Genomic DNA, 24,315 nt, shown 5'->3' with positions numbered 1-24,315 from the left:
GTAAACAAAAAGACACTTTGAAAAAAATAGCCGTTGTTATCCTCAATTGGAATGGAGTTCAATTACTGGAACAGTTTTTACCTTCTGTCGTTCAATATTCTCCTGAAGCTGAGATTTATGTTGCCGATAATGCTTCCACTGACGATTCTATTTCCTTTGTAGAAACCCATTTTCCCACTGTGAAAATTGTGAAAAATGACGGAAATTATGGTTTTGCCAAAGGTTACAACGAAGCCTTACAACATATTGATGCCGAAATCTATGCTTTAGTAAATTCAGATATTGAAGTGACTGAAAACTGGCTTAACCCTATTTTAGAAAATTTCGAAAACGAAGCTAACACTGCAATAATCCAACCTAAGTTATTAGATTTTAAAAATAAAGCCTATTTTGAATATGCGGGTGCTGCCGGTGGTTTTATTGATAAATATGGTTATCCGTATTGTCGTGGGCGCATTTTTGAAACTATCGAAAAAGATAACGGACAATACAATGATGCCTGTGAAATAAGCTGGGCTTCTGGAGCTTGTTTTTTTATCCGAAGCCAAGTTTACCATGAATTAAAAGGTTTTGATGCTGATTTTTTTGCGCATCAGGAAGAAATTGATTTGTGTTGGAGAGCTAAAAATAAAGGTTACCAAATTAAATACAATCCAAATTCTGTAGTATATCATGTTGGTGGAGCTACTTTGAAACAGGGAAATCCAAAAAAAACTTTCTTAAACTTCCGAAATTCATTATTAATGTTGGTTAAAAATTTACCGAAAGAGAGTTTATATTGGGTTTTATTTATTCGAATGATACTCGATGGAATAGCCGGAATTCATTTTATAACACAAGGAAAATTCAGTCATTGTTTAGCGATTTTAAAAGCTCATGCTTCTTTTTATTCCTTATTTTCAAAAACTTACAAAAAAAGAGGGGATTTTCAATCGAAATCATACTATAGCCTTAAAAGCGTCGTTATTAGTTACTATGCAAATAATGGCAAGGTCTTTGCGAAATAATTTAACAATAATTTATATTTACATTCCAAACATTAAAAACTAAATTTGTAAAAACTCAAAAACTAATAAAATTTATGAAAAAAGTTGTTATCGCCCTTTCGGTACTTGGTCTTTTGACATCATGTGTATCTAAAAAGAAATATGCAGCATTAGAAGCCAAAAACAAAGAAACTCAGGATTTATTAAATACTGCAACCATTAAATTAAATTCATGTCTTGAAGAGAAAGCTGGATTAGCTGCCAGAGTTGAAGGTTTGAAAGAACACAATCAAACATTAATCAACACTTCTAAAGAGATGACCATTTTAACAACAAAAGGGGCTGAAAACATAGAAAAGGCTTTAGAATCTATCAAAGAAAAAGATTTAAAAATCACAAGAATGCAAGACGCTCTTAACAAAAAAGACAGCGTTACCCTTGCTGTGGTTACAAGTTTAAAAAGCGTAGTAGGATTAAACGATGAAGATATCGAAATCAATGTTGAAAAAGGAGTAGTATTTATCTCTATTTCTGATAAAATGTTGTTTAAAACAGGTAGTTATAACGTAACTGACAGAGCAAAAAGCGTTTTAGCTAAAGTAGCTAAGGTAGTTAATGACAAACCTGATTTTGAATGTATGGTTGAAGGTCATACTGACAATGTTCCTTACATTGGAAACGGTGTTTTACTAGACAACTGGGATTTAAGTGTGAAACGTTCTACTTCTATTATCCGTGTATTAACTAACGAATTAGGAGTTAAACCAGAGCAATTAGTAGCTGCAGGTAGAAGTTCTTATGTTCCTTTAGTACCAAACACTTCTGCTGAAAACAGAGCTAAAAACAGAAGAACTCGTATCTTAGTTTTACCTAAAATTGACCAATTCTATGATATGGTTGAAAAAGAAATGAAAAAACAAAAATAATCTGTTTTAGATTTCATTATAAAAAAAACGTCCTGTAATCAGGACGTTTTTTTATGCTTTTTAATTTCTGTAATTTCTAAAATCAGTAGTCTTCTTCCTCCAACTAACTTCTAACTTTATAAAATATCCAAATCTCCTTTTCCTTCACGAACTACTTCCGGCTCATGCCCAGATAAATCGATAATTGTTGAAGCCACATTATCTCCATAGCCACCATCAATGACCATATCAACTAAATTTTGCCATTTTTCAAAAATCAATTCCGGATCAGTGGTATATTCCACCACATCATCTTCGTCTCGAATAGACATGGTCACAATAGGATTTCCCAATTGCCTTACAATTTCTAACGTAATATTATTTTCAGGCACACGAATACCTACAGTAGTTTTCTTTTTAAATTCTCTTGGCAAATTATTATTTCCAGGTAAAATAAAAGTATAAGGCCCGGGTAAGGCTCTTTTTAAAATTTTAAAAGTAGAAGTATCAATTTGCTTCACATAATCCGAAAGATTACTCAAATCATGGCAAATAAAAGAAAATTTAGCTTTTTCCAACTTTACTCCCTTAATTTTTGCAATGCGTTCTAAAGCTCTGGAATTAGTAATATCACAACCCAAACCATAGACGGTATCCGTAGGATAGATAACCAAACCACCTTCTTTTAGAACCTTAACCACTTTAGCAATTGCTGCTTCAGAAGGTTTGTCTTCGTATATTTTAATGAATTCTGCCATTTTGTGTTTTTATTTCTTAGAAACATTACTAAAGTTAAGAAAATCTAGTAAACGATTAGGTATTTTCTGCCTTCTAAATTCTGTTTACCTCAGTCTCAAGTCTACCCAATAATATCCAACTTCGCAAATCGTAGCAAAAGCTTTTTGATACCTCCTACTTCAAATTTAATCTCTGCTTTTTTATCAGCTCCAACACCTTCCAGATTCAAAACCTGTCCACGACCAAAACGTTCGTGCATGACAATATTTCCTGCCGTCAAATTATTATCGAATAAATTGGCTGCTCCTGAAGGCGCATTAGACGAAACCGGTTTTAACTTTCTGATTGCTGCTTCCGGTTTAGGCTGGTTGTCCGTTATGTGTTTTGGAGGTGTTGAACTCACAGGTTTTGCCAAACGCAATTTAGATTTATCCACATCCCCAAAAACATCTTTATCAATCATTGGTTTAAAACGATAATTGGTTTCGGCTGGCGTTAGGTATTCTAAATATTGACCGTCAATTTCTTCAATAAAACGAGATGGTTCACTATCGGTTAATTTTCCCCAACGGTAACGCGACTGCGCATAAGTCAAATACGCCTGATGCTCTGCTCTGGTCAAAGCAACATAAAACAATCTGCGCTCTTCCTCTAATTCAGAACGGGTACTCATACTCATAGCAGATGGGAACAAATCTTCTTCCATCCCTACTATAAACACATGAGGAAATTCTAATCCTTTTGCCAGGTGAATGGTCATCAAGGCCACACGATCTTCGTCGGTAGTATCTTTATCTAAATCAGTTGCCAAAGCCACATCTTCCATAAACTCAGCCAGCGAACCACGGGCACCGTCTACTTCTTTTTGTCCTTCGGTAAAATCTTTAATACCGTTTAATAACTCTTCGATATTTTGGATTCTTGCCATTCCTTCAGGAGTGGCATCTTTCTTTAATTCCTGAACTAATCCGGTTTTTTTAGAAACATGATCGGTGATATAAAAAGCATCCTGATTTTCATTGATGACCTGAAAACTTTGAATCATCGTTACAAAATCCTGTAATTTCTGTTTGGTTCCCGAATTCAATTTCAAATCGATGCGATCAATATTTTGCATTACTTCAAATATGGATCTTTTGTAATGATTAGCCGCAACTGTTAATTTTTCAATAGTAGTATCCCCAATTCCTCGTGCCGGATAATTAATCACACGCATTAAAGCCTCTTCATCTTTAGGATTAAGAACTAATCGTAAATAGCATAATACATCCTTGATTTCTTTTCTTTGGTAAAAAGACAATCCGCCATAAATTCGATACGGAATATCTCTTTTTCGCAAAGCATCCTCCATCGCACGCGATTGTGCATTGGTTCGATACAAAATTGCAAATTGTCCGTTTGTCATTTGGTTTTGCATTTTTTGTTCAAAAATGGTACTGGCTACAAAACGACCTTCTTCGGCATCTGTCAAACTGCGGTGTATTTTTATCTTAGGACCAAATTCATTGGCAGTCCAAACCACCTTATCCAGTTTGGTTTTATTGTGCTCCATTACCGTATTAGCGGCTTCAACAATATTTCGGGTCGAACGGTAATTTTGCTCCAAACGATAGGTATTTACACCCTGATAATCCTTTTGGAAATTCAGGATATTATTGATGTTAGCCCCACGAAACGCATAAATACTTTGGGCATCATCTCCCACCACGCAAATATTCTGGAATTTATCTGATAAGGCACGAACAATTAAATATTGCGAGTGATTGGTATCCTGGTACTCATCAACCAAAATATAACGGAAACGGTTTTGGTATTTGGCTAAAACCTCAGGAAAACGGGTTAGCAATTCATTAGTTTTCAATAATAAATCATCAAAATCCATCGCCCCCGACTTGAAACAACGGTCTACATAAGCCTGATAGATTTCTCCCATTCGGGGTTTCTTGGACATAGCATCAGCCTCTTGTAATTCCGGATCATTAAAATAAGCTTTAACAGTAATCAAACTATTTTTAAAAGTCGAAATTCGGCTTAAAACCTGTTTTGGTTTATAAATATCCCTGTCCAGTTGCATTTCTTTGATAATTCCCGAAATGGCCCGAAGCGAATCCTGGGAATCATAAATGGTAAAATTAGACGGATAACCTAATTTATCCGCTTCCGAACGTAAAATCTTAGCAAAGATAGAGTGAAAAGTTCCCATCCAAAGATTTTTGGCTTCGCTGGCACCTACAATGTCAGCAATACGGTTTTTCATCTCACGAGCCGCCTTATTGGTGAATGTAAGCGACAAAATATTAAAAGCATCAATTCCCTGATGCATCAAATAAGCAATTCTTATAGTTAACACACGGGTTTTTCCAGAACCGGCACCAGCAATAATAATCATTGGACCGTCTTTTTGCAGTACTGGTGCGCGTTGCGCTTCGTTGAGTTGGGATATATATTGTTGCATTATTTTTTTCAATTTATGCAAAAATAAGTATTTAAAAAGAAAGTTCCTAAGTTGCTAAGGCTCTAAGATGCTAAGTTTTTTTAAACTTAAAAATCAAACTTCTATTAGCGAGACTTTGAGATAATTTTTCGCAGAGATTCTCAAAGTAACTCAGAGAAACGCAAAGGTCTTTTTTAAAATTTCTTTGCGAAGCTTTGTGTCTTTTCTTAGCGAATCTTTGCGGTAATAATTTTTACATATACACAAAAAGTATATTTTTGCTTTCAAAATTTATACCCAAATGAACTCAATAAATATCATCGAAATAGCAGCCTATACAATTCCATCATTAATTACAGGAGGAGTTGCTTATTTTTTATTCCAATCGCATTTTAAAGACCAACAAAATACCAGACAATGGTTGTTGCAAAAAGACAATCAAAAAATAGCTTTGCCTTTGCGTTTACAAGCTTACGAAAGAATGGCTTTATTTATGGAACGTATCAACCCTTCTCAATTAATAGTAAGAATTAATCCTGTTTCAACTGATAAAAACGATTATTCAAATTATGTAATTGCACACATCGAACAGGAATTTGAACATAATATTGCCCAACAAATTTATGTTTCAGATAAATGCTGGGCAGTAATTTTAACTGCGAAAAATGCTATTATACAACTAATCCGAACAGCAGCCAAAAACGAAAAAATCAACAATGCAGATGAATTAAGAACATTCATAATCAGTGAATTATTAGAAAAAAATTCACCCAGCAATACAGCGTTGTCTTTTATAAAAAATGAAGTAGCCGAGTTATGGTAAATTATTTTACTAACTCCGGGCATTCACTCTTTTTCATCGCATATTGAAATCCCTGTTCCCACCACTGGGTCATTTTTTCTTTATTAAAGATTAAAGCGTTATCTGTCAAATCTATTGGGGTATAGTACATATTGAGTTTGACATTATTATGCGAAGCAGATAAATTTCCTAACAAAATATCATGCTTTTCAATTTGATCTAATTCAATTTGGAACAAATCAATTAGTAAAGAAAAAGGATTTTTACCAATAGCAACTCGGGGAGTCGATTTTTCGGTTTCTAAAATAACAACGTCTATTTCGGTAGCTCCACGATTAATAGCTTCCTGAATAGGTACTAAACTGGAAAAACCACCATCAGCATAATCAATTCCTTTTTTAGTCACTAAACTCATAAAAGGAATATAATTGCTCGAAATCCAGGTCCAATCACAAAATTCATCATAAGTACATTCCTTAATCGATTTGTATTCGGCCTGATTATTGGTAAGATTAGTAACCGTGACAACTACATCCCTATCTAAAGCTTTCAACTGATTGAATTCTTCAATAGGAAAATTTCTCTTAATGTAAGAGCGTAATTTTTTGCTTTCTCCAAATGTTCTTCGACCTCTTAAAAACTGTAGAATAACATTAAAGTGATTGATACTTACAACATTGATTCCTTTCTTTTTCTTAACAATAAACGGATTAACATCAAAAATTTTCCCCATATTTACATTGGTATAAATTCGATGTATTTTTTGAATATTTCCCAATGCTAAATGAGGAATCAATAAACTTCCGGTAGAAGTTCCAATAAATAAATCATAATTTATTTTTTTATTTTCTAACAAATACTGGGCAACACCACCTGCAAATGCCCCTTTGCTTCCTCCTCCGGAAATTACCAATGCTCTCATATTTTCTCATTTAATAAGCGATTCAACTGAAACTGCTCTTTTTCATTCAAACTAGCTAAAATTCGAACAAAAGAATCTCTATGTACCTGATTTTTTAATAAAGTTCGGATTGTATCTCTTCCAAATTTAGAAAATTGCCACATATGATGTGTGGTTGCTTTTACTAAATTAATCAACACGATATCATTAATTAACTGAAAACCTACCAATTTTTCCAAAGCATTTTGTCTCGTTGTAGCTTCATAACTTTCAGATGAATAACTGATTAATTCATCAATTAATGACTGTTTATCACTTGGATATTCCGGCGTCATTAATGCTAATGACAGCCATAAAGTTCTCAAATTGTAATCGTTAAAACCAATCCATTGTTTTGATTTCTCCAAATATTCCAATCGTTGTTTAGGGAAGTTTCTCCACAAATACAGTAAGGCTATTTCCTGCGTTTGATAAGAAGCATCATCTAAAAGACTTTCGTAATCAGTTTTAAAATCTTCAGGTATTTTAGGTAACGAATAAGCTACTGTCTGACGAACCTGAAGATTATTGCTTTCCAAAGCCAATTCTAAATACGGTTTTTTAGCTTCGAAAGTTTCATTCTGGAGTTGGTCAACAACCATTGCTTTCGCAGCATAATGAGCATCTGACATAAGGATTAGTCTAAAAAAACCTTCTTTTTCAGCTAAAGCTTTCGACTTCATTTTATCCAGTTCCAGCATTATCTTGATGATTTTATTTTTAACCAATAACGCATTGACTTTTTGAGTATTAACAGCAGTTGATTCCAGCCATTTTTTAGAAAAAGTATCGGTATCAAAACGGCTTACTTTTTTTACTTCGGCAAAGAAATCTTCGGTTGTTACAGTCTTGAAAGCATATTTTTTTAAATAGTTTTTAATGATTTTCCTGAATTTCTTATCTCCAATTTCCTGATGCAATGCAAACAAAGCCCAAGCTCCTTTTTGATAATAAGACAGCGAACTGGCTTTTTCACTCAAAACAGGATTTGTATCTGTTCTTGAAGCGTATTTAATTTGCTGAATAGACTCATACATTTTTGAATAAAAATAATCTTCTCCATAAATTGCTTTTTCAGCCAGTAAGGCATAATAGGTCGCAAAACCCTCCTGTAACCAATGATGTTTTCCACTGGCGGCAGTAACCAAATCTCCAAACCATTGATGCGCCAATTCATGCGCTTCCACATTAGTATAATTTCGATCTTCAAAACCTATGGAATCCACCACATATCGTGTAGCAAATAAAGTAGCCGATGTATTTTCCATTCCCGCATATAAAAAATCCCGAACAGGAGCCTGTTTATAAACTTTCCAGGGATATTTCACTCCTATTTCTTTCTCTAAAAAATTAAAAATTCGGGTGGAATAGCGATAAGTAGGTTCAAATTTTAAAGCGTCTTTAGGTTCGATATGCAATTCCAGAGGAATTTTACTTTTAGAAAATTGGGTTTGTTTTTCAAATTTCCCAATGGCAAGCATCAACAAATAAGAACTCATGGGTTTTTCCATTTGATAACTCCAAACAGTAGCATTGTTCTGACTCTTTTTTTGCTTTAAAATACCATTAGAAACTACCTGATAATCTGAATTAAATTTAATTTCAAGATTAAAAATCACTTTCTCGTTGACATCATCAAAACTCGGAAACCAATTGCTTGTATACCTTCCCTGTCCCTGAGTCCAAATTTGCAAATCTCCGGCAGTTTCTGAACCTACAAAATACAAAGCCTGTTTTGGAGTTGCATTATAATTAAAAGTAAGTACATTTTTTCCTTTTTGAAAAGGATGAATAATCAACAGCTGTTTGCCTGAATTTGTATATTGAACCTCTTTTTGATTTAATACAACTTTTGAAAACTGCATATTTTGAGCATCGATTTTTAAAGTATCTGTAGGTTTTAAAATTTCGAAAGAATAATTCACTGTCCCAGTAATCGATTTTTCATTAGCATTAATGCTTAACTGCGCAGAAGCCGCTTTAAAATCGACAACTTTTGCTTGTTGGGCAAAAAGAAAAGAGGAAATAAAAAGAAAAAAGTATTTCATTAAAAGTGTATTAGAGCCGGAAAACCAAAGTTACAAAGCTTTAGTAAACTATTGGAAGTATTTTGTATGTTTACCTCTTAAACTTTTAATAAAATTAAGTTGAAAAAAGCCCTTTTTAACTGGAGCAGCGGAAAAGATTCTGCTTTAGCCTTATACAAAATACTGCAAAACCCTGAATTTGAAATCAATTGTTTGTTAACCAGTGTCAATCAACAATTTCAGCGAATTTCTATGCACGGTGTCAGAGTTGAACTATTAGAACAACAAGCCCAAAGTATTGGAATTCCATTAGAAATCATGCAAATTCCGGAAATGCCTACAATGGAAGTTTACGAAAACGTGATGCAACAAACATTGGAAAAACTAAAAAAGAAAGGAATCACCCATTCTGTTTTCGGAGATATTTTTCTGGAAGATTTACGCAAATACCGCGAAGACAAATTGGCAACTTTAGGATTTGAAGGTGTTTTTCCTATTTGGAAAATCCCAACTCAGGATTTGATTCAGGAATTTATTAGCTTAGGCTTTAAAACAATTGTTGTTTGTGTAAACGAACGCTATTTAGACAAAAGTTTTGTTGGTCGTGTAATCGATCAGCAATTCATAGATGATTTACCGGAAAATGTGGATGTATGCGGAGAAAATGGAGAATTCCATACTTTTAGTTTTGACGGACCAATTTTTAAAAAACCAATCGATTTTGAAATTGGCGAAGTTGTATACCGAAAATATGAAAAACCAAAACAGGATTCTTCTAATACTGCTTGTGATACTAATGATTCAACGGCTTATGATTACGGATTTTGGTATTGCGATTTGATTCCGAAATAATAGAAGTTTTTAGAAAAATAAACCGCAAATTCGCAGATTATTTAAAATTTGCGAATTTGCGGTTTTTTATATTTAAGCACTTATTGAAATTTGTGATCTACAATTTCTTAGCGTTTTTGACTTTTTGATCAGTAATTGCAATTGCCAGTACTTCACTCATTTCTTTTACATAATGAAAAGTAACACCTGTCAGATATTCTGGTTTGATTTCATCAACATCACTTTTGTTTTCATGACACAAAATGATTTCTTTGATATTAGCCCTTTTTGCAGCCAGAATCTTTTCTTTGATTCCGCCCACTGGCAATACCTTTCCTCTCAATGTAATTTCACCAGTCATTGCAATATGTTTTTTTACTCTTTTTTGAGTAAACAAAGAGACTAACGAAGTCAACATGGCAATTCCGGCACTTGGACCATCTTTAGGCGTTGCTCCTTCAGGTACGTGTAAATGGATGTTGTATTTTGACAATAACTCTGAAGTCAAACCTAATTGCTCCGCATTGGCTTTGATGTATTCCAAAGCAATTGTAGCCGATTCTTTCATCACAGTACCTAAATTCCCTGTAATAGTCATACTTCCTTTTCCGGGAGAAAGTAAAGATTCAATAAATAAGATATCTCCACCCACACTAGTCCACGCTAATCCTGTAACTACTCCCGCTACATCATTACTTTCGTACTTATCACGTTCCAATCGGGGAACTCCAAGTACAGTTACAATGTCTTCATCTGTTACTTTTTTATTGTACTCTTCTTCCATTGCAACCGATTTAGCTGCATTTCGAATTACCTGAGCAATCTTAGCTTCCAGTCCGCGAACACCAGATTCACGGGTATAACCTTCTATAATTTTTTCCAATTGTTTTTTTCCAATTGTCAAATCTTTAGAAGTTAATCCATGCTCTTTTAATTGACGTGGAAATAAATGTTGTTTTGCTATTTCTACCTTTTCTTCAATGGTATAACCTGACATTTTGATAACCTCCATACGATCTCTCAATGCCGGTTGAATTGCAGCCATATTATTAGATGTAGCAATAAACATTACCTTAGACAAATCGTAACCTAATTCGACAAAATTATCATAGAAAGCATTGTTTTGAGCCGGATCTAAAACTTCTAATAATGCCGAAGACGGATCACCGTGATTACTATTAGACAATTTATCAATCTCATCCAGAACAAAAACAGGATTTGATGTTCCTGCTTTTTTCAAACTTTGAATGATTCTACCCGGCATAGCGCCAATATAGGTTTTTCTGTGTCCGCGAATTTCTGCTTCATCACGCAATCCTCCTAAAGAAATACGAACATATTCTCTGCCCAAAGCCTCTGCAACTGATTTACCAATAGATGTTTTTCCCACTCCCGGAGGTCCGGTTAAACAAATTATTGGCGATTTCATATCGTTTCTTAGCTTTAAAACAGCCAAATGCTCTATCATCCTTTTCTTTACTTCTTCCAATCCAAAATGGTCTCTGTCAAGGATTTTTTGAGCATTTTTTAAATCAAAATTATCTTTTGAGTAGATATTCCAAGGCAAATCCAATAACAATTCAAGATAATTTCTCTGAATACCAAAATCAGGAGCCTGTGGATTCATACGACGCATTTTAGCTAATTCTTTTTCAAAAATCTTTTGCGTCTTTTCATCCCACTTTTTATCCTTAGATTTTAGCAACATTTCATCCATTTCCTCTTCCTGAGTAGCACCACCCAATTCTTCCTGAATGGTTTTCATTTGTTGATGAAGAAAATATTCCCTTTGCTGCTGATCTAAATCAAAACGCACTTTAGATTGAATATCATTTTTAAGTTCAAGTTTTTGCAACTCGATATTCATATATTTCAAAGTCTCTAAAGCTCTGTCTTTTAAATTATTAATCGCTAACAAATCTTGTTTTTCTTTAACAGACAAATTCATGTTAGAAGTAACAAAATTGATTAGAAATGACTGACTCTCAATATTTTTAATTGCAAAAGTAGCTTCACTAGGAATGTTCGGACTTACTTTAATAATCTGAATAGCCAATTCTTTAATTGAATCTAAAATGGCTAAAAATTCTGAATCATCACTCTCAGGTCTTTCTTCAGAAAAATCTTTGATTACAGCAGAAATATAAGGTTCTTCAGCAGTAATTGATTCTATTTCGAAACGCTTTTTTCCCTGTAAAATTACTGTTGTAGTGCCATCAGGCATTTTAAGTACACGTAAAATTCTTGCAACGGTACCTATGGAGTTGATATCATCTTTTGACGGATCCTCGATATCTTCATTTTTTTGAGCTACAACCCCAATAATTTTCCCATCGGCATTAGCATCATCAATTAGTTTTATCGATTTATCTCTGCCTGCCGTAATAGGAATTACAACCCCAGGAAACAAAACCATGTTTCTTAATGGAAGAATTGGCAAAGAATCAGGCAACTGCTCTTTATTCATTTCTTCTTCATCTTCTGGTGTCAATAAGGGAATTAATTCAGCCTCAGAATCAAATTCTTGTTGTGACAGATTGTCAATAGTAAGTATTTTATGTTTTGACATAGTGTAAATTAAGTCTTTTTGTCATTAAATATTTTTCTATCTAATAACAAAGTTAGTATTTATGTGCTTTATAATACTGTAAATCAAACAGTAATAAAAAAACAAACTTTATGCAATACATATAAGTCAATCTTTATGCCATAAAAGCAATAAAAGAATTGCCCTCAAAAGAATCATATCTGTCTGAGGGCAATTGATTGAGCAAATATTTTTTAATCTAATATTCTACATCAAAAGCTCCTTCTGTAATAACAAATGGAGTCGCTCCATTAGTCGTAAAATTAAAAGTTCCTTTCACTCTTTCGGCGGTAATTGAAGTTATAGTAACAGTTCCAGAAACAGCTTTGAAATTAATATCACTTAATGTTGTATAGGAAGCCTGAACAACATCAGTTGCAATATTCCCGGTAATTTGATAAGTTCCTGCTGTTAAATTGCTTTTTACATTAACGGATATGGAATTTGAATTTGCATCTTCAGCACCAATAGCTATAAATTCTGTTGTTCCGCTTCCTATTAAAGAAGTTAAAATATCAGTATCAATAAAATTTGCACCTCCTACTTTTGCTGAAAAAGTATCAGCTGTCTCTGCTTCAGTAATATATGGGATATCTTTAAAAACACCATTGGTAAACGTTACAGGTGTTTTTGGATTATCTGCATCTGACCAATAACCTTTAAAATGAAAAGTTCCAGATATTGTTTTGGCTTCGGTATTAATACTTGTAATGGTAACAGAACCTGTATCTTCGGATGGATTATCATCATTTATGCTCCAATAACCATATTCTGAACCAGTAGGCGTATAAGCCAGAATGTTAATATTAGCAGCGTAAGTTCCAACCGCAGCTCCCTCTATCATAATTCCAAAACTTTCTCCTTTTGCATTAATTGCCGAAATTTCAATAAAATTCCCTGAAATTATTGCCTGAGTTTCTTTTGCAGTCCAAGTTTTACCACTAAAATCGGCTTTAAAATTACCTGAATTTGTAGTTCCGCCTGGATCAGGTTCAACCGTTCCGTCTATTGGTTCATAGACACAGGCTGTTAAAAGTGTTAATAAAAATAAAACTAAAAATTGTAGCTTATATTTTAATATTTTCATAATCTGGAGATTTTTTATATCTCCAAATATAATTTTTTATTTTATTTTTCTTACTATTTTTTAGGAACTTTTCTTAACAAAATAACCCCTACAATAAAGAAAACAGCCAAAAATACAATTGCAAATCGAGGGCTGCCTGTTATTTGATCTATAATTCCATAAACCAACATTCCGATAACAATTCCAATTTTCTCAGCCACATCGTAAAAACTAAAAAATGAAGCAGTATCCTCAGTTTCCGGCAATAATTTAGAATATGTAGATCGGGACAAAGACTGAATTCCTCCCATGACTAAGCCAACCAAAGCGGCCATGATATAAAAATGTATTGGTAATTTTATAAAATAAGCAGCAATACATAAAACAAGCCAAATACTATTTATAAATATCAATGTAGGTATGTTTCCAAATTTTTCCGAAGCTTTTGATGTAGTATATGCACCAATAATGGCCACTAACTGAATTAATAAAATACAGATAATCAATCCTATTGTACTTTGTTCTTTTGATTCCCATGCAATTTCCTGCGCTCCAAAATAAGTAGCAATCAACATAACAGTCTGAACAGCCATACTATACACAAAAAAACTCGCTAGATAACTTTTCAAACGCTTGTTGTGATCAAGTAAATACCAAACTTTTTTAAGTTCATTAAATCCGTTAAAAACAACTGCTTTAGTGATTTTTTGCTGAGTATCTTTACTTCCTTTTGGCAAATAATAATAGGTATACTGACTAAATACAATCCACCAGACACCCACCATTACAAAAGAATAACGCATAGCTTTTATGGCTGCTGGTTCAGCTGCTGTTTCTGTTATATTAAACAATTCAGGTTTCATCACCATAGCAAGATTAATAATCAACAGAATTACGCTTCCAAAATATCCTAAAGAGTATCCTTTAGCACTAACAGCATCCTGCTGTTCTTCAAAAGCAATATCTGGCAAATAAGAATTATAAAAAACCAAACTTCCCCAAAAACCTATTAAGCCCAATAAATAAAACAATAAGCTGGAATAAATAGCATCTAAATCAAACCAATACAATCCCATACAAGATAAAGCTCCCATGTAACAAAAAAATTTCATGAAAAACTTCTTATTCCCAACATAATCAGCAATCCCGGACAATAATGGAGACAAAAATGCTACTTTTAAAAAAGCTAAAGCAGTAACAAAACTAATAAGTGCTGAATTTTTTACACTAAAACCAAATATATCAATATAATGACCTGTTTTTGAAAACAAGGCTTCATAAAATATAGGGAAAATAGCTGATGTAATTACTAATGGATAAACTGAATTTGCCCAATCGTAAAATGCCCAGGCATTCAATAATTTTTTTTCTCCTTTTTGTAAATGAATCATGTTTATTTAAATTTTGGACGAATGTATTATTTTTAAAGGAGTTTTTCCTTTAATTTACTAAAATAGTATTTTTTTAAAACCATAAAAAAAGCCAATTCATTTGAATTGGCTTCTGATTAATTTTATATTCTTTATTTAAAAACAACTCCAAACTTAGCTGCAACAGCTTTAGCTTCAGGAATCATTGCTTTTAAATTGGCAATTCTGGTAGCATCAGACGGGTGAGTACTCAAAAACTCAGCTGGAGCCTGTCCTCCTGAATTCGCTGACATTCTTGTCCAAAAATTAATAGCTTCATCAGGATTATATCCCGCAATTGCCATTAATATTAAACCAATTTTATCTGCTTCAGTTTCATGGCTTCTGCTAAAAGGAAGCATCACTCCTACCTGAGAACCAATTCCATAATATTGTTGCCACATTTTTTGTTTTTCAGCACTTTGACTTCCCGTTGCAGCAGCAACACCCGCAGCTCCTAAAGCTTGCAATTGAGAAGCGCTCATACGTTGTGCTCCATGATTAGCTAATGCATGAGAAACTTCGTGCCCCATTACAGTTGCTAATCCAGCATCGTTTTTTGTTATTGGTAAAATTCCTGAATACACTACAATTTTACCGCCCGGCATACACCAGGCATTTACTTCCTTACTATCTACTAACTTGTATTCCCATTGGTAATCTTTCAAATAATCATTTTGTCCAAGAGAAGCCAAATAACGTTCAGCAGCAACTTTAATTTTAACTCCAACTGACTCTACTTTCTTAGCATCAGCAGTTCCTGAAATGACTTTGTTTTCTTTCAAAAAAGTTCCGTATTGTTGAAACGAAGACGGAAATAATTCGCTATTAGAAACAAAATTCAAGGTTTTTTTTCCTGTCAATGGATTCGTTGCACAAGAATAAATCAACCCTAAAGAGGCAATTCCTGTAAGTACTAAATTCTTTTTCATTATAATTTTATTTTACTAACAAAAATACAATTATTATCCAATAATATGCAAAACATTAAAATCCTTAGGCACAATCAGATATTGGTTTTCTTTATAACTCTTTGCATCGAAAACAATTTCTTCATTGTCTATTTCTATCATTTTAATATCAAACGGTAATCCTATAAAATTTATTTTAAATTTAGTGTAATTAGTATCAAACTTCCCTTCTTTATGCAATTGTATATTTACTTCTTTCTCTTTTCCTGTCATTTGAAATGATAAAAAGCTAAATCTTCCTTTTTTATAATCATAGCCATCCTGCCCATCTTCATACACCACCGATTTTTCTTTTCCTTCTTTGTAATAAATATCTAAAGTCAATTCGTCAAACTCTTTTTCACCAACGTATTGTTGTACAGGATACTTAGGAATAATTGCTCCCGCTTTGATAAAAACAGGAATCTCATCAAATTTTGTATCCACCCACATTTCCTTTCCTCCTTTGACCAAACAATTTGTCCAGAAATTATACCATTCTCCACGAGGAATATACATTCTTCGTCCTTGAGCATTAGGTTCTAAAATAGGGCAAACTAATATTTGATTACCAAAAACAAATTCATCATTCCTGTAATGGGTTTGAATATCGTCCTGATCAAAATAAACCAAAGGTTTTAACATTGGGGTACCTTCTTCAATATATTGCCAGAACATAGTATATAAATAAGGTAATAACTGATAGCGCAGATTAACAAACTTTCTGGTTATATCAATAACTTCTTCATCAAAAGCCCAAGGTTCCTGATCTCCATGATCTCCGGATGAATGTGTTCTGCAAAATGGGTGAAAAACTCCAAGCTGAATCCATCTGGCATATAATTCGCCTGTAGGTTGTTCAGCAAAACCACCAATATCCGATCCGGTGAATCCCATTCCTGAAATTGACATTCTTTGCACCTGAATATTAGCAATCCAAAGATGTTCCCATGTTGCAATATTATCTCCTGTCCAGGAAGAAGTATATCGTTGTGCTCCGGAATATGCTGATCTGGTTATAATAAATGGCCTTTTTGGATAAGAAAAACGTTTTACTCCGTGATAAGTGGCTCTTGCCATTTGAGTACCATAAATATTATGGGCTTTTCTATGACTACATGGATTTCCATCATAATCATGGCGAACGTCATTTGGGAATGTTTTATTAGGCACTTCCATAACTGCAGGCTCATTCATATCGTTCCAAACTCCTTTTACACCTACGTCTGAAATTAACTCTTTAAATAATCCAGCCCACCATTCTCTTACTTCGGGATTGGTAAAATCCGGAAAATTACATTCTCCCGGCCAAACTTTCCCTTTCATATACGGTCCGTCAGCTCTTTTACAAAAATAATCTTTTGCCAAAGCTTCTTTATAAACCCAATATTCTTTATCAATTTTAATTCCGGGATCAATGATAACAATCGTTTTAAAACCATCCTGAGCTAATTCGGAAACCATTCGTTTAGGATCCGGAAAATAGTCTTTGTTCCAGGTAAAACACCTAAAACCTTCCATATAATCAATGTCCAGATAAATAGCGTCACAAGGAATTTGCAGCTCTCTGAATTTGGCCGCAACCTCTTTAACATTACTTTCCGGATAATAACTCCACTTACACTGATGATAACCTAATGCCCATAATGGCGGTAATTCGGGTTTACCGGTTAAATCAGTATAGGAAGTTACTACATCCTGCATATTAGGACCGTAGAAGAAATAATAATTCATTTCTCCACCATGAGCCCAAAAACTGGTTACATTTCTTCTTTCATGACAAAAATCGAAATAGGTTCTAAAAGTATTATCAAAGAAAATACCGTAAGCTTGTTTATGATGCAATCCAATATAAAATGGAACGACCTTGTATAATGGATCCTGTTCTTTCTGAAATGCATATTGATCAGTAGCGAAGTTTTCCACTCTCTTCCCTTTAAGGTTCAATTGTGTAGCCTTGTCTCCTAATCCATAAAAACATTCTCCATCTCTGGAAGCTTTACTCATCTTGACAATATTTCCTCCAAATTCGTAACATTCTTCCCAATGAAAACCTAATTCATCTTCTAAAATTATATTCCCTTTCAGGTCAAAAATAGAAGCTCTTAAATCAACCTTTTGAATTTTACAAATAATTTTATTGGTTGTAATTTGGAAGTAAGTTTTCTCTTCAGTAACTTCTAAATGATTGTATCCGTGAGAATGACTCCTGTCAATTGCATAAGAGAAATCGTTACTAAAATACCCTTTAGTAGTAAAACGAAAACGAATTAAACTATCTCTTAAAACAGTAAGCTTTAAAATAACACTATTATCAGTATAAAAATAGATCGAATCTACATCATGAGTATAAGAGACTATTTTTGAAGGGTATAAATCCCCTTTGTATTCTAATTCGGTATTTGTAATCATATTTTAGGATTTTGATTAATAATATACTCATACTCTCAAACTTACAAAAAAAGTTTTTTATAAATAAATAATAGTATTTTTATTCACGAAAACGATATCGCTGAGTATTTATCAAAAAAAAGAAGTATTAATATAAAAATCAATACTTCTTTATTAAAAATTTTAGCTATTTAATGAACCTATTATTAAAGGTTAAAAAAATAATTTATGAAAATTTATAAACAGTAACACTTAATGGCGGAATTAACAATTCAACTGAATAATCTCTTCCATCATATGGTGAGGATTCTATTTTTAAATCAGAGGCATTCAATACGTTACTTCCTTGGTATTTTTCTAAATCACTATTAAAAATCTCCTTAAGTTTTCCTTTTCTTGGAACGCCAATTCTATAATTTTTACGAACAATTTGTGTAAAATTACACACCACTATTAAATCATCTTTAGAATTATTTCCTTTTCTGACATATGAAATAACTGCATTTTGATGATCGGAATAATTAATCCATTCAAAACCTTCCTGACTAAACTGTTTTTGATATAAAGCAGGTTCTGATTTGTATAATTTATTTAAATCCTTAACAAATTGCTGCGCTCCGCTATGAACAGGATATTGTAACAAATGCCAATCTAAACTTTCCTGAAAATTCCATTCGCTCATTTGTCCAAATTCGCCTCCCATAAAAAGCAAATTACCTCCCGGATGTGTAAACATATAACCGTAAAGCAAACGTAAATTGGCAAATTTTTGCCATTCATCACCCGGCATTCTGTCGGCAATGGATTTTTTACCATACACCACTTCGTCATGAGACAAAGGCAACATAAAGTTTTCGGTAAAAGCATAAGTCATCGAAAAAGTCAAATCATTTTGATGGTATTTTCTATATACTGTTGCTTTTTGGAAATATTTTAAGGTGTCATGCATCCAGCCCATCATCCATTTCATCCCAAATCCGAGTCCCCCTACTGATGTAGGTCTAGAAACCATCGGGAATGAAGTGCTTTCTTCGGCAATAGTCTGAACACCTTCATAGTTAGAATAAACTACTTCATTGAATTCTTTCAAAAAACTAATAGTATCCAGATTTTCATTTCCACCAAAAATATTTGGTTCCCATTCGCCATCATTTCTGGAATAATCCAAATAAAGCATCGATGCAACAGCATCAACCCTTAAACCATCTACATGATAATGATGCAACCAGAACAAAGCATTACTAATTAAAAAAGAACGAACTTCATTTCTTCCATAATTAAAAACCAAACTTTTCCAATCAGGATGATAACCTTTTCTGCGATCAGGATGTTCATACAAATTTGAACCATCAAAAAAACCTAAGCCATGAGCATCGTCAGGAAAATGTGAAGGAACCCAATCCAGAATTACACCTATTCCTGCCTGATGTAATTTGTCTACCAAAACCATGAAATCCTGTGGATTTCCAAAACGGGAAGTTGGAGCGAAATAGCCCACCAACTGATATCCCCAGGAAGGATCATAAGGATATTCCATTACCGGCATAAACTCAACATGAGTAAATCCCATTTCCTTTACATAAGCAACTAAATCTTCGGCTAATTCCAAATAGCTTAGAAACCGATTGTCTTCAGCACGTTTCCAGGAACCTAAATGGACTTCGTAAACTGAATAAGGTTTATCTAAATCATTATGTTCTTTTCGTGTTTTCATCCATTTGGAATCTTTCCAATCATGATTAAGATCCCAAACAACAGATGCTGTATGAGGTGGTTTTTCGCAATAAAAAGCAAATGGATCCGCTTTTTCAGTAACTATGTCTCCGTTGTTAGAGAGTATTTTATATTTATAATTTGTCCCTTTTTTGATATCAGGAATAAAACCTTCCCAGATTCCCGAAGAATCCCAACGTACATAAAGTTCATGTTCTCCTTGTGTCCAGAAATTAAAATCCCCCACAACAGAAACAGAATGTGCTGTAGGCGCCCAAACAGCAAAATAAACACCTTGAACACCATTTAATTCTATTAAATGTGCACCTAACTTTTCATACAATCTAAAATGTTTTCCAGCTTTGAATAAGTTAATATCAAAATCAGTAAAAAGGGAATGCGAAATAACTTTACTCATAGTATTATTGTATAATTCTAAATCTCACAAAATAGAATATTAGTATATAAAAACAGTTTGGTATTTATCCAATTTTAAAATTATCAGGCAAAGTCACACCTTTCTTAATTACTACAATTCCTTCTTTTACAGCATACAATGCATTAGTTGTGTTTTCTAAATGACTGCCCCCGTTAATGTGAACATTATTTCCTATTCTGCAGTTTTTATCCACCAAAGCATTATTGATATAACAGCCCTCACCTATACCAACTAATATTTTATTATTCTTCACATCTTCCTCCATGTCCTCAATACTTTGATAAAAATCATTACCCATCACATAAGTATTTTTTATCACAGAATCTTTACCTACTCTAGAACGAATTCCAATTACAGAATGTACAATCTCTTTAGCATTAATAATACATCCTTCCGAAATTAATGACTTATCGACCAATGTATTTTTAAACTTTGAAGGTGGTAACAAGCGAGGTCTTGTGAAAATTTTATTGTCATTATCAAACAAATTAAATTTAGGAACATCTTCTGTCAAACCAATATTGGCTTCAAAGAAAGAATCAATATTTCCAATATCTGTCCAGTATCCTTCATATTGATAACTTAGAATTTTTTGTTTCCCAACAGCATGCGGAATAATTTCTTTACCAAAATCTTTCGTTTCAGGGTTAGCCATTAAATCTACCAATAGCTTTTTATTAAAAATATAGATTCCCATTGAAGCTAAATAATTTTTACCTTCAGCTTTCATTTGGTCACTTACATTTGATTCCCAATCAGGTAATAATTCTTTTGCAGGTTTTTCGATAAAAGACTCAATACAACTATCATTGTTCGTTTTTAGAATTCCAAATTCAGGAGCATCTTTAGCATTAACAGGCAAAGTTGCAATGGTAATATCCGCTTCTTTTCTTATGTGCTCTTCAATCATATCATTAAAGTCCATTTGATACAACTGGTCTCCCGAAAGGATTAAAGCATAGTCAAAATCATGATTTAAAAAATGAGGCATACATTGTCTTACTGCATCAGCCGTTCCCTGAAACCAGGTTGGATTATCCGGTGTTTGTTCGGCTGCTAAAATATCCACAAAAGCCTGACTAAAAGCACTAAAAACATAGGTGTTCTTTATATGGGCATTTAATGAAGCCGAATTAAATTGTGTCAAAACAAACATCCTGTAAATATCTGAATTCATACAATTTGAAATAGGAATATCAACCAATCTGTATTTTCCTCCTACCGGTACAGCCGGCTTAGATCGGGTTTCTGTTAATGGATATAATCTTGATCCTTGCCCTCCTCCTAAGATAATAGCAATGACATTTTTTCTTTTTGCCTTCATATTTTGTTAAGTATTAAGTTGTACATATCTATATATTCCTGACTGGCTTTCTCCCAGGAATGATCAATGCTCATTCCTAATTTTATTATCTTGTTTAAATGTTCTTTGTCTTTGTACAAATTAACAGCTCTTTGAATTGAATAACATATATCTCCTACCGAAGCCTGATTGTGGCAAATTCCATTTCCATCATCACCAAAATCAACCACTGTATCTTGTAATCCTCCTGTACGTCTAACAATAGGTATTGTTCCATAACGCAAAGAATACATTTGATTTAATCCACATGGCTCTACTCTGGAAGGCATTAATAAGAAATCAGCTCCTGCATAAATCAAATGTGCCAATTCCTCATTATAACCAATAAAAGTATTGTAATTCCCTTTGTAATCAACGAGAAGACTATTTAATTGATTTTCAATATTTACATTTCCGGAACCTAAAATCAATATATTTATATTTTTATAATTCTCAGAAAGCGCTAAAGCCGATGCCTGCGGCAATAAATCCCCACCTTTTTCATCCCATAACCTGCCAATAAAACTAAATAATGGTTTTGTAGGATCTAAATTAAAAAGTCCACAAAGGATTTCTTTATTTTCTTGTTTACCTTTTTCAAAATTTTGAATAGAATAATTTTTCTCAAGCATTTTATCCTTTGCTGGATCCCAAACCTGAGTATCAATTCCATTTAAAATTCCTTTAGATTTATATCTAACCAAATTAAACAATGATTCTAAACCATTAGCTGATTGATTAATTTCATCCAAATAACTTGGCGAAACAGTCGTAACTGCAGAAGCACATTTTACCCCAACGGCCAATGAATTGATACAATGACTCCATTCTAAAATTTTAACATGAGTCAAATCAAACTCTGGTAAATAATGTAATTTATCAAAATTAAATTGTCCTTGATACAAGCCATTATGAATAGTAATCATTGAAGGCGTACTCAACAATTTGTGATATTTATGACAATACTGCATCATAAAAGGAATCAAACCTGTATGATGATCATGACAATTGATTACATCAGGCATTGATGCTCTTCCAATAATCCAATCCAAAGTTGCTATTTGAAAAGCTACAAAACGCTCAATATCATCCTCATACCCATAGACATCTTTTCTGTCAAAAAGTTCCGGGATTTCAATCAAGTACAATTCAAAACCAAGTTTATCGGTAGTTTCTTTGAGCACACTAAATGGAAAATTAAAACTTCCTAATTTGACTGTTCCCCAATGAACACATTCAAAGTCATTCTCATTTCTAAATTTGGTCTCATAGCAAGGCATTACAACTCTTAATTCATGCCCTGCTTTACTTTGATATTTCGGCAAAGCTCCAACTACGTCCGCCAAACCACCAACTTTAGCTACCGGATAGCACTCCGCACTAATGTGAAATATTTCCATTTATTGATCTAAGTTTATTTTCGGTTAAAAAAAGCACAATAAAAAAGTTAAATTATCTAAAAATATTATTATTTAACTTTTTCTAAATATAATAAAAAATGAAAACAATTAAAGTAAAAATCAAAAAATATTAGACCTTTCAGTACTTTTTTTTCAGGTATAAAAACAATAAAAACAACTCATAATTCAAAAAGATTCTAAATTGATAATTTCAAAAAAATCACATCTACAAATCATTATTTTCTCACATTTTATAGCTTAAAATTATACAATTACAATTCGAAAAGCAGCAATTACTTTTAAATAATAATGATTTAACAACAAAGCCTCATAAAATAATTACCTAAAAACAATTAATTATTAAATTTAACTATGGATTTATTTAGCAATACTATTGATTGGAATGAAAATTTATTACCAATTTTAGAGGAATACAAAACAAAAAAACATCCTCTGCAATTTCAAAACATCTATCAACTTCTTATTATGGTAATTTTATCTGCTCAAGATTCAGATGAAAATATAAATAAAATATCCCCTCATTTTTTTAGTAAATTCCCCAATTTAGAAAGTTTAACAAAATCCAACGTCGATGAAATAATTCATTTAATCAACACAGTTAAATTCTACGAAAACAAAGCAAATTGGATAATTAATATAGCAACTAAACTCAAAAAAGACAACAATATTCCCCTTACAATGAAAGAATTAACTTCTTTAAAAGGAATAGGACGAAAATCTGCAAATGTCATTATGAGAGAAGCAAATATTGCTCCTGAAGGAATAATAGTAGACTTACATGTACTTCGTACAGCATCAAGAATAGGATTAATAAAGCCTACAAAAGATGGTTTAAAAGCAGAAAAACAACTGATGACCATTTTACCAAAAGAAATCTGGAATGATATTGGAATGGCTCTTTCTTTTTTAGGCAGAGAAATTTGCAGACCAGTCCCTAAATGCTCTCAATGTCTCATTTTTTCGACATGTCAATACCCAAACAAAACAGATTTATAAGAACAATTACTTATTCTGCACAAAAACACAAACGTTTTAGTTTAAAATTTTGGGATTGCACTAAAATTCAGAAAACATCTAAAAACAAAAAAACTCCAATTAGTATTAAACTAATTGGAGTTTCAGTACTCAGAGCGGGACTTGAACCCGCACGAACATTGCTGTTCACTGGATTTTAAGTCCAGCGTGTCTACCAATTTCACCATCCGAGCAATGATGTGGTACCTCCAGGGATCGAACCAGGGACACATGGATTTTCAGTCCATTGCTCTACCATCTGAGCTAAGGTACCATAAATCTTCCTTTTACAAAGATTTAAAAAAAAACCCCGTAATAAA

General features: G+C 33.0%; 17 protein-coding genes and 2 tRNA genes. 5 read left to right on the top strand and 14 right to left on the bottom strand.

What is annotated here, in order from left to right:
* Positions 1-17: 17 nt before the first annotated feature.
* Together BLR17_RS13645 and BLR17_RS13640 are read left to right on the top strand one after the other, a co-directional pair.
* The gene (locus BLR17_RS13645) at positions 18-1,007 is read left to right on the top strand and encodes a glycosyltransferase family 2 protein (protein ID WP_066325892.1); all 990 of its coding nucleotides are present in this window, start codon (positions 18-20) and stop codon (positions 1,005-1,007) included.
* A 74-nt stretch (positions 1,008-1,081) separates the two neighbouring features.
* A complete protein-coding gene (locus BLR17_RS13640; protein WP_066325894.1) occupies positions 1,082-1,912 on the top strand; it encodes an OmpA/MotB family protein in 831 nt (276 codons plus the stop codon).
* A 116-nt stretch (positions 1,913-2,028) separates the two neighbouring features.
* Here BLR17_RS13640 and BLR17_RS13635 read toward each other — a convergent pair whose 3' ends face one another.
* Positions 2,029-2,649 carry an L-threonylcarbamoyladenylate synthase gene (locus BLR17_RS13635; protein ID WP_066325896.1) on the bottom strand — a complete coding sequence of 207 codons (621 nt, stop codon included), beginning with the start codon at positions 2,647-2,649 and terminating at the stop codon, positions 2,029-2,031.
* A 101-nt stretch (positions 2,650-2,750) separates the two neighbouring features.
* Complete coding sequence (locus BLR17_RS13630) at positions 2,751-5,084, bottom strand: ATP-dependent helicase (RefSeq protein WP_066325897.1); 2,334 nt, start codon at positions 5,082-5,084, stop codon at positions 2,751-2,753.
* Between the two features lie 280 nt (positions 5,085-5,364).
* On the opposite strand from BLR17_RS13630, the gene BLR17_RS13625 reads away from it, so the two are divergent.
* A complete protein-coding gene (locus tag BLR17_RS13625) occupies positions 5,365-5,886 on the top strand; it encodes a DUF7935 family protein (protein WP_066325899.1) in 522 nt (173 codons plus the stop codon).
* A gap of 1 nt (position 5,887) precedes the next feature.
* Here BLR17_RS13625 and BLR17_RS13620 read toward each other — a convergent pair whose 3' ends face one another.
* Positions 5,888-6,787, bottom strand: a complete 900-nt coding sequence (locus BLR17_RS13620; RefSeq protein ID WP_066325901.1) for a patatin-like phospholipase family protein — start codon at positions 6,785-6,787, stop codon at positions 5,888-5,890.
* Entirely contained in the window at positions 6,784-8,853 is a 2,070-nt protein-coding gene (locus tag BLR17_RS13615) for a M1 family metallopeptidase (protein WP_066325907.1), read from the bottom strand. The genes BLR17_RS13620 and BLR17_RS13615 overlap by 4 nt, the downstream gene beginning before the upstream one ends.
* A gap of 99 nt (positions 8,854-8,952) precedes the next feature.
* Between BLR17_RS13615 and BLR17_RS13610 the strand changes: the two genes are divergently transcribed.
* Complete coding sequence (locus BLR17_RS13610) at positions 8,953-9,684, top strand: Dph6-related ATP pyrophosphatase (RefSeq protein WP_066325909.1); 732 nt, start codon at positions 8,953-8,955, stop codon at positions 9,682-9,684.
* Positions 9,685-9,781: 97 nt separating this feature from the next.
* Here the strand turns inward: BLR17_RS13610 and lon are convergent, their stop codons facing one another.
* From lon to BLR17_RS13570, 8 genes are all read right to left on the bottom strand, one after another.
* The gene (gene lon / locus BLR17_RS13605; protein ID WP_066325912.1) at positions 9,782-12,232 is read right to left on the bottom strand and encodes an endopeptidase La; all 2,451 of its coding nucleotides are present in this window, start codon (positions 12,230-12,232) and stop codon (positions 9,782-9,784) included.
* Between the two features lie 217 nt (positions 12,233-12,449).
* Complete coding sequence (locus tag BLR17_RS13600) at positions 12,450-13,337, bottom strand: DUF6252 domain-containing protein (protein WP_066325914.1); 888 nt, start codon at positions 13,335-13,337, stop codon at positions 12,450-12,452.
* Between the two features lie 53 nt (positions 13,338-13,390).
* Positions 13,391-14,707, bottom strand: coding sequence for an MFS transporter (locus BLR17_RS13595; RefSeq protein ID WP_066325915.1), 1,317 nt, complete (start codon positions 14,705-14,707; stop codon positions 13,391-13,393).
* Between the two features lie 131 nt (positions 14,708-14,838).
* Positions 14,839-15,657: a M48 family metallopeptidase gene (locus tag BLR17_RS13590; RefSeq protein ID WP_066325916.1), complete on the bottom strand. Its 819-nt coding sequence runs from the start codon at positions 15,655-15,657 to the stop codon at positions 14,839-14,841.
* A 33-nt stretch (positions 15,658-15,690) separates the two neighbouring features.
* Positions 15,691-18,087, bottom strand: coding sequence for a glycoside hydrolase family 31 protein (locus tag BLR17_RS13585; RefSeq protein ID WP_066325917.1), 2,397 nt, complete (start codon positions 18,085-18,087; stop codon positions 15,691-15,693).
* Positions 18,088-18,292: 205 nt separating this feature from the next.
* Positions 18,293-20,197 carry a 1,4-alpha-glucan branching protein GlgB gene (gene glgB, locus BLR17_RS13580; protein WP_066325919.1) on the bottom strand — a complete coding sequence of 635 codons (1,905 nt, stop codon included), beginning with the start codon at positions 20,195-20,197 and terminating at the stop codon, positions 18,293-18,295.
* Between the two features lie 64 nt (positions 20,198-20,261).
* Entirely contained in the window at positions 20,262-21,542 is a 1,281-nt protein-coding gene (locus BLR17_RS13575) for a glucose-1-phosphate adenylyltransferase (protein ID WP_066325920.1), read from the bottom strand.
* Positions 21,539-22,960 carry a glycogen synthase gene (locus BLR17_RS13570; RefSeq protein ID WP_066325922.1) on the bottom strand — a complete coding sequence of 474 codons (1,422 nt, stop codon included), beginning with the start codon at positions 22,958-22,960 and terminating at the stop codon, positions 21,539-21,541. Before BLR17_RS13570 ends, BLR17_RS13575 begins: the two co-directional genes overlap by 4 nt.
* A 372-nt stretch (positions 22,961-23,332) precedes the next feature.
* Between BLR17_RS13570 and BLR17_RS13565 the strand changes: the two genes are divergently transcribed.
* The gene (locus BLR17_RS13565) at positions 23,333-23,977 is read left to right on the top strand and encodes an endonuclease III domain-containing protein (protein WP_066325924.1); all 645 of its coding nucleotides are present in this window, start codon (positions 23,333-23,335) and stop codon (positions 23,975-23,977) included.
* A 126-nt stretch (positions 23,978-24,103) separates the two neighbouring features.
* Here BLR17_RS13565 and BLR17_RS13560 read toward each other — a convergent pair.
* Positions 24,104-24,189 (bottom strand) — tRNA-Leu (locus tag BLR17_RS13560).
* Positions 24,190-24,196: 7 nt separating this feature from the next.
* Positions 24,197-24,269, bottom strand: a tRNA-Phe gene (locus tag BLR17_RS13555).
* Positions 24,270-24,315 lie beyond the last annotated feature (46 nt).

It is taken from the genome of Flavobacterium glycines, assembly GCF_900100165.1.
GTDB classification, from domain to species: Bacteria; Bacteroidota; Bacteroidia; order Flavobacteriales; family Flavobacteriaceae; genus Flavobacterium; species Flavobacterium glycines.
Note: the sequence above shows the minus strand (reverse complement) of the source record. Positions and strands in the feature narration are given on the sequence as shown.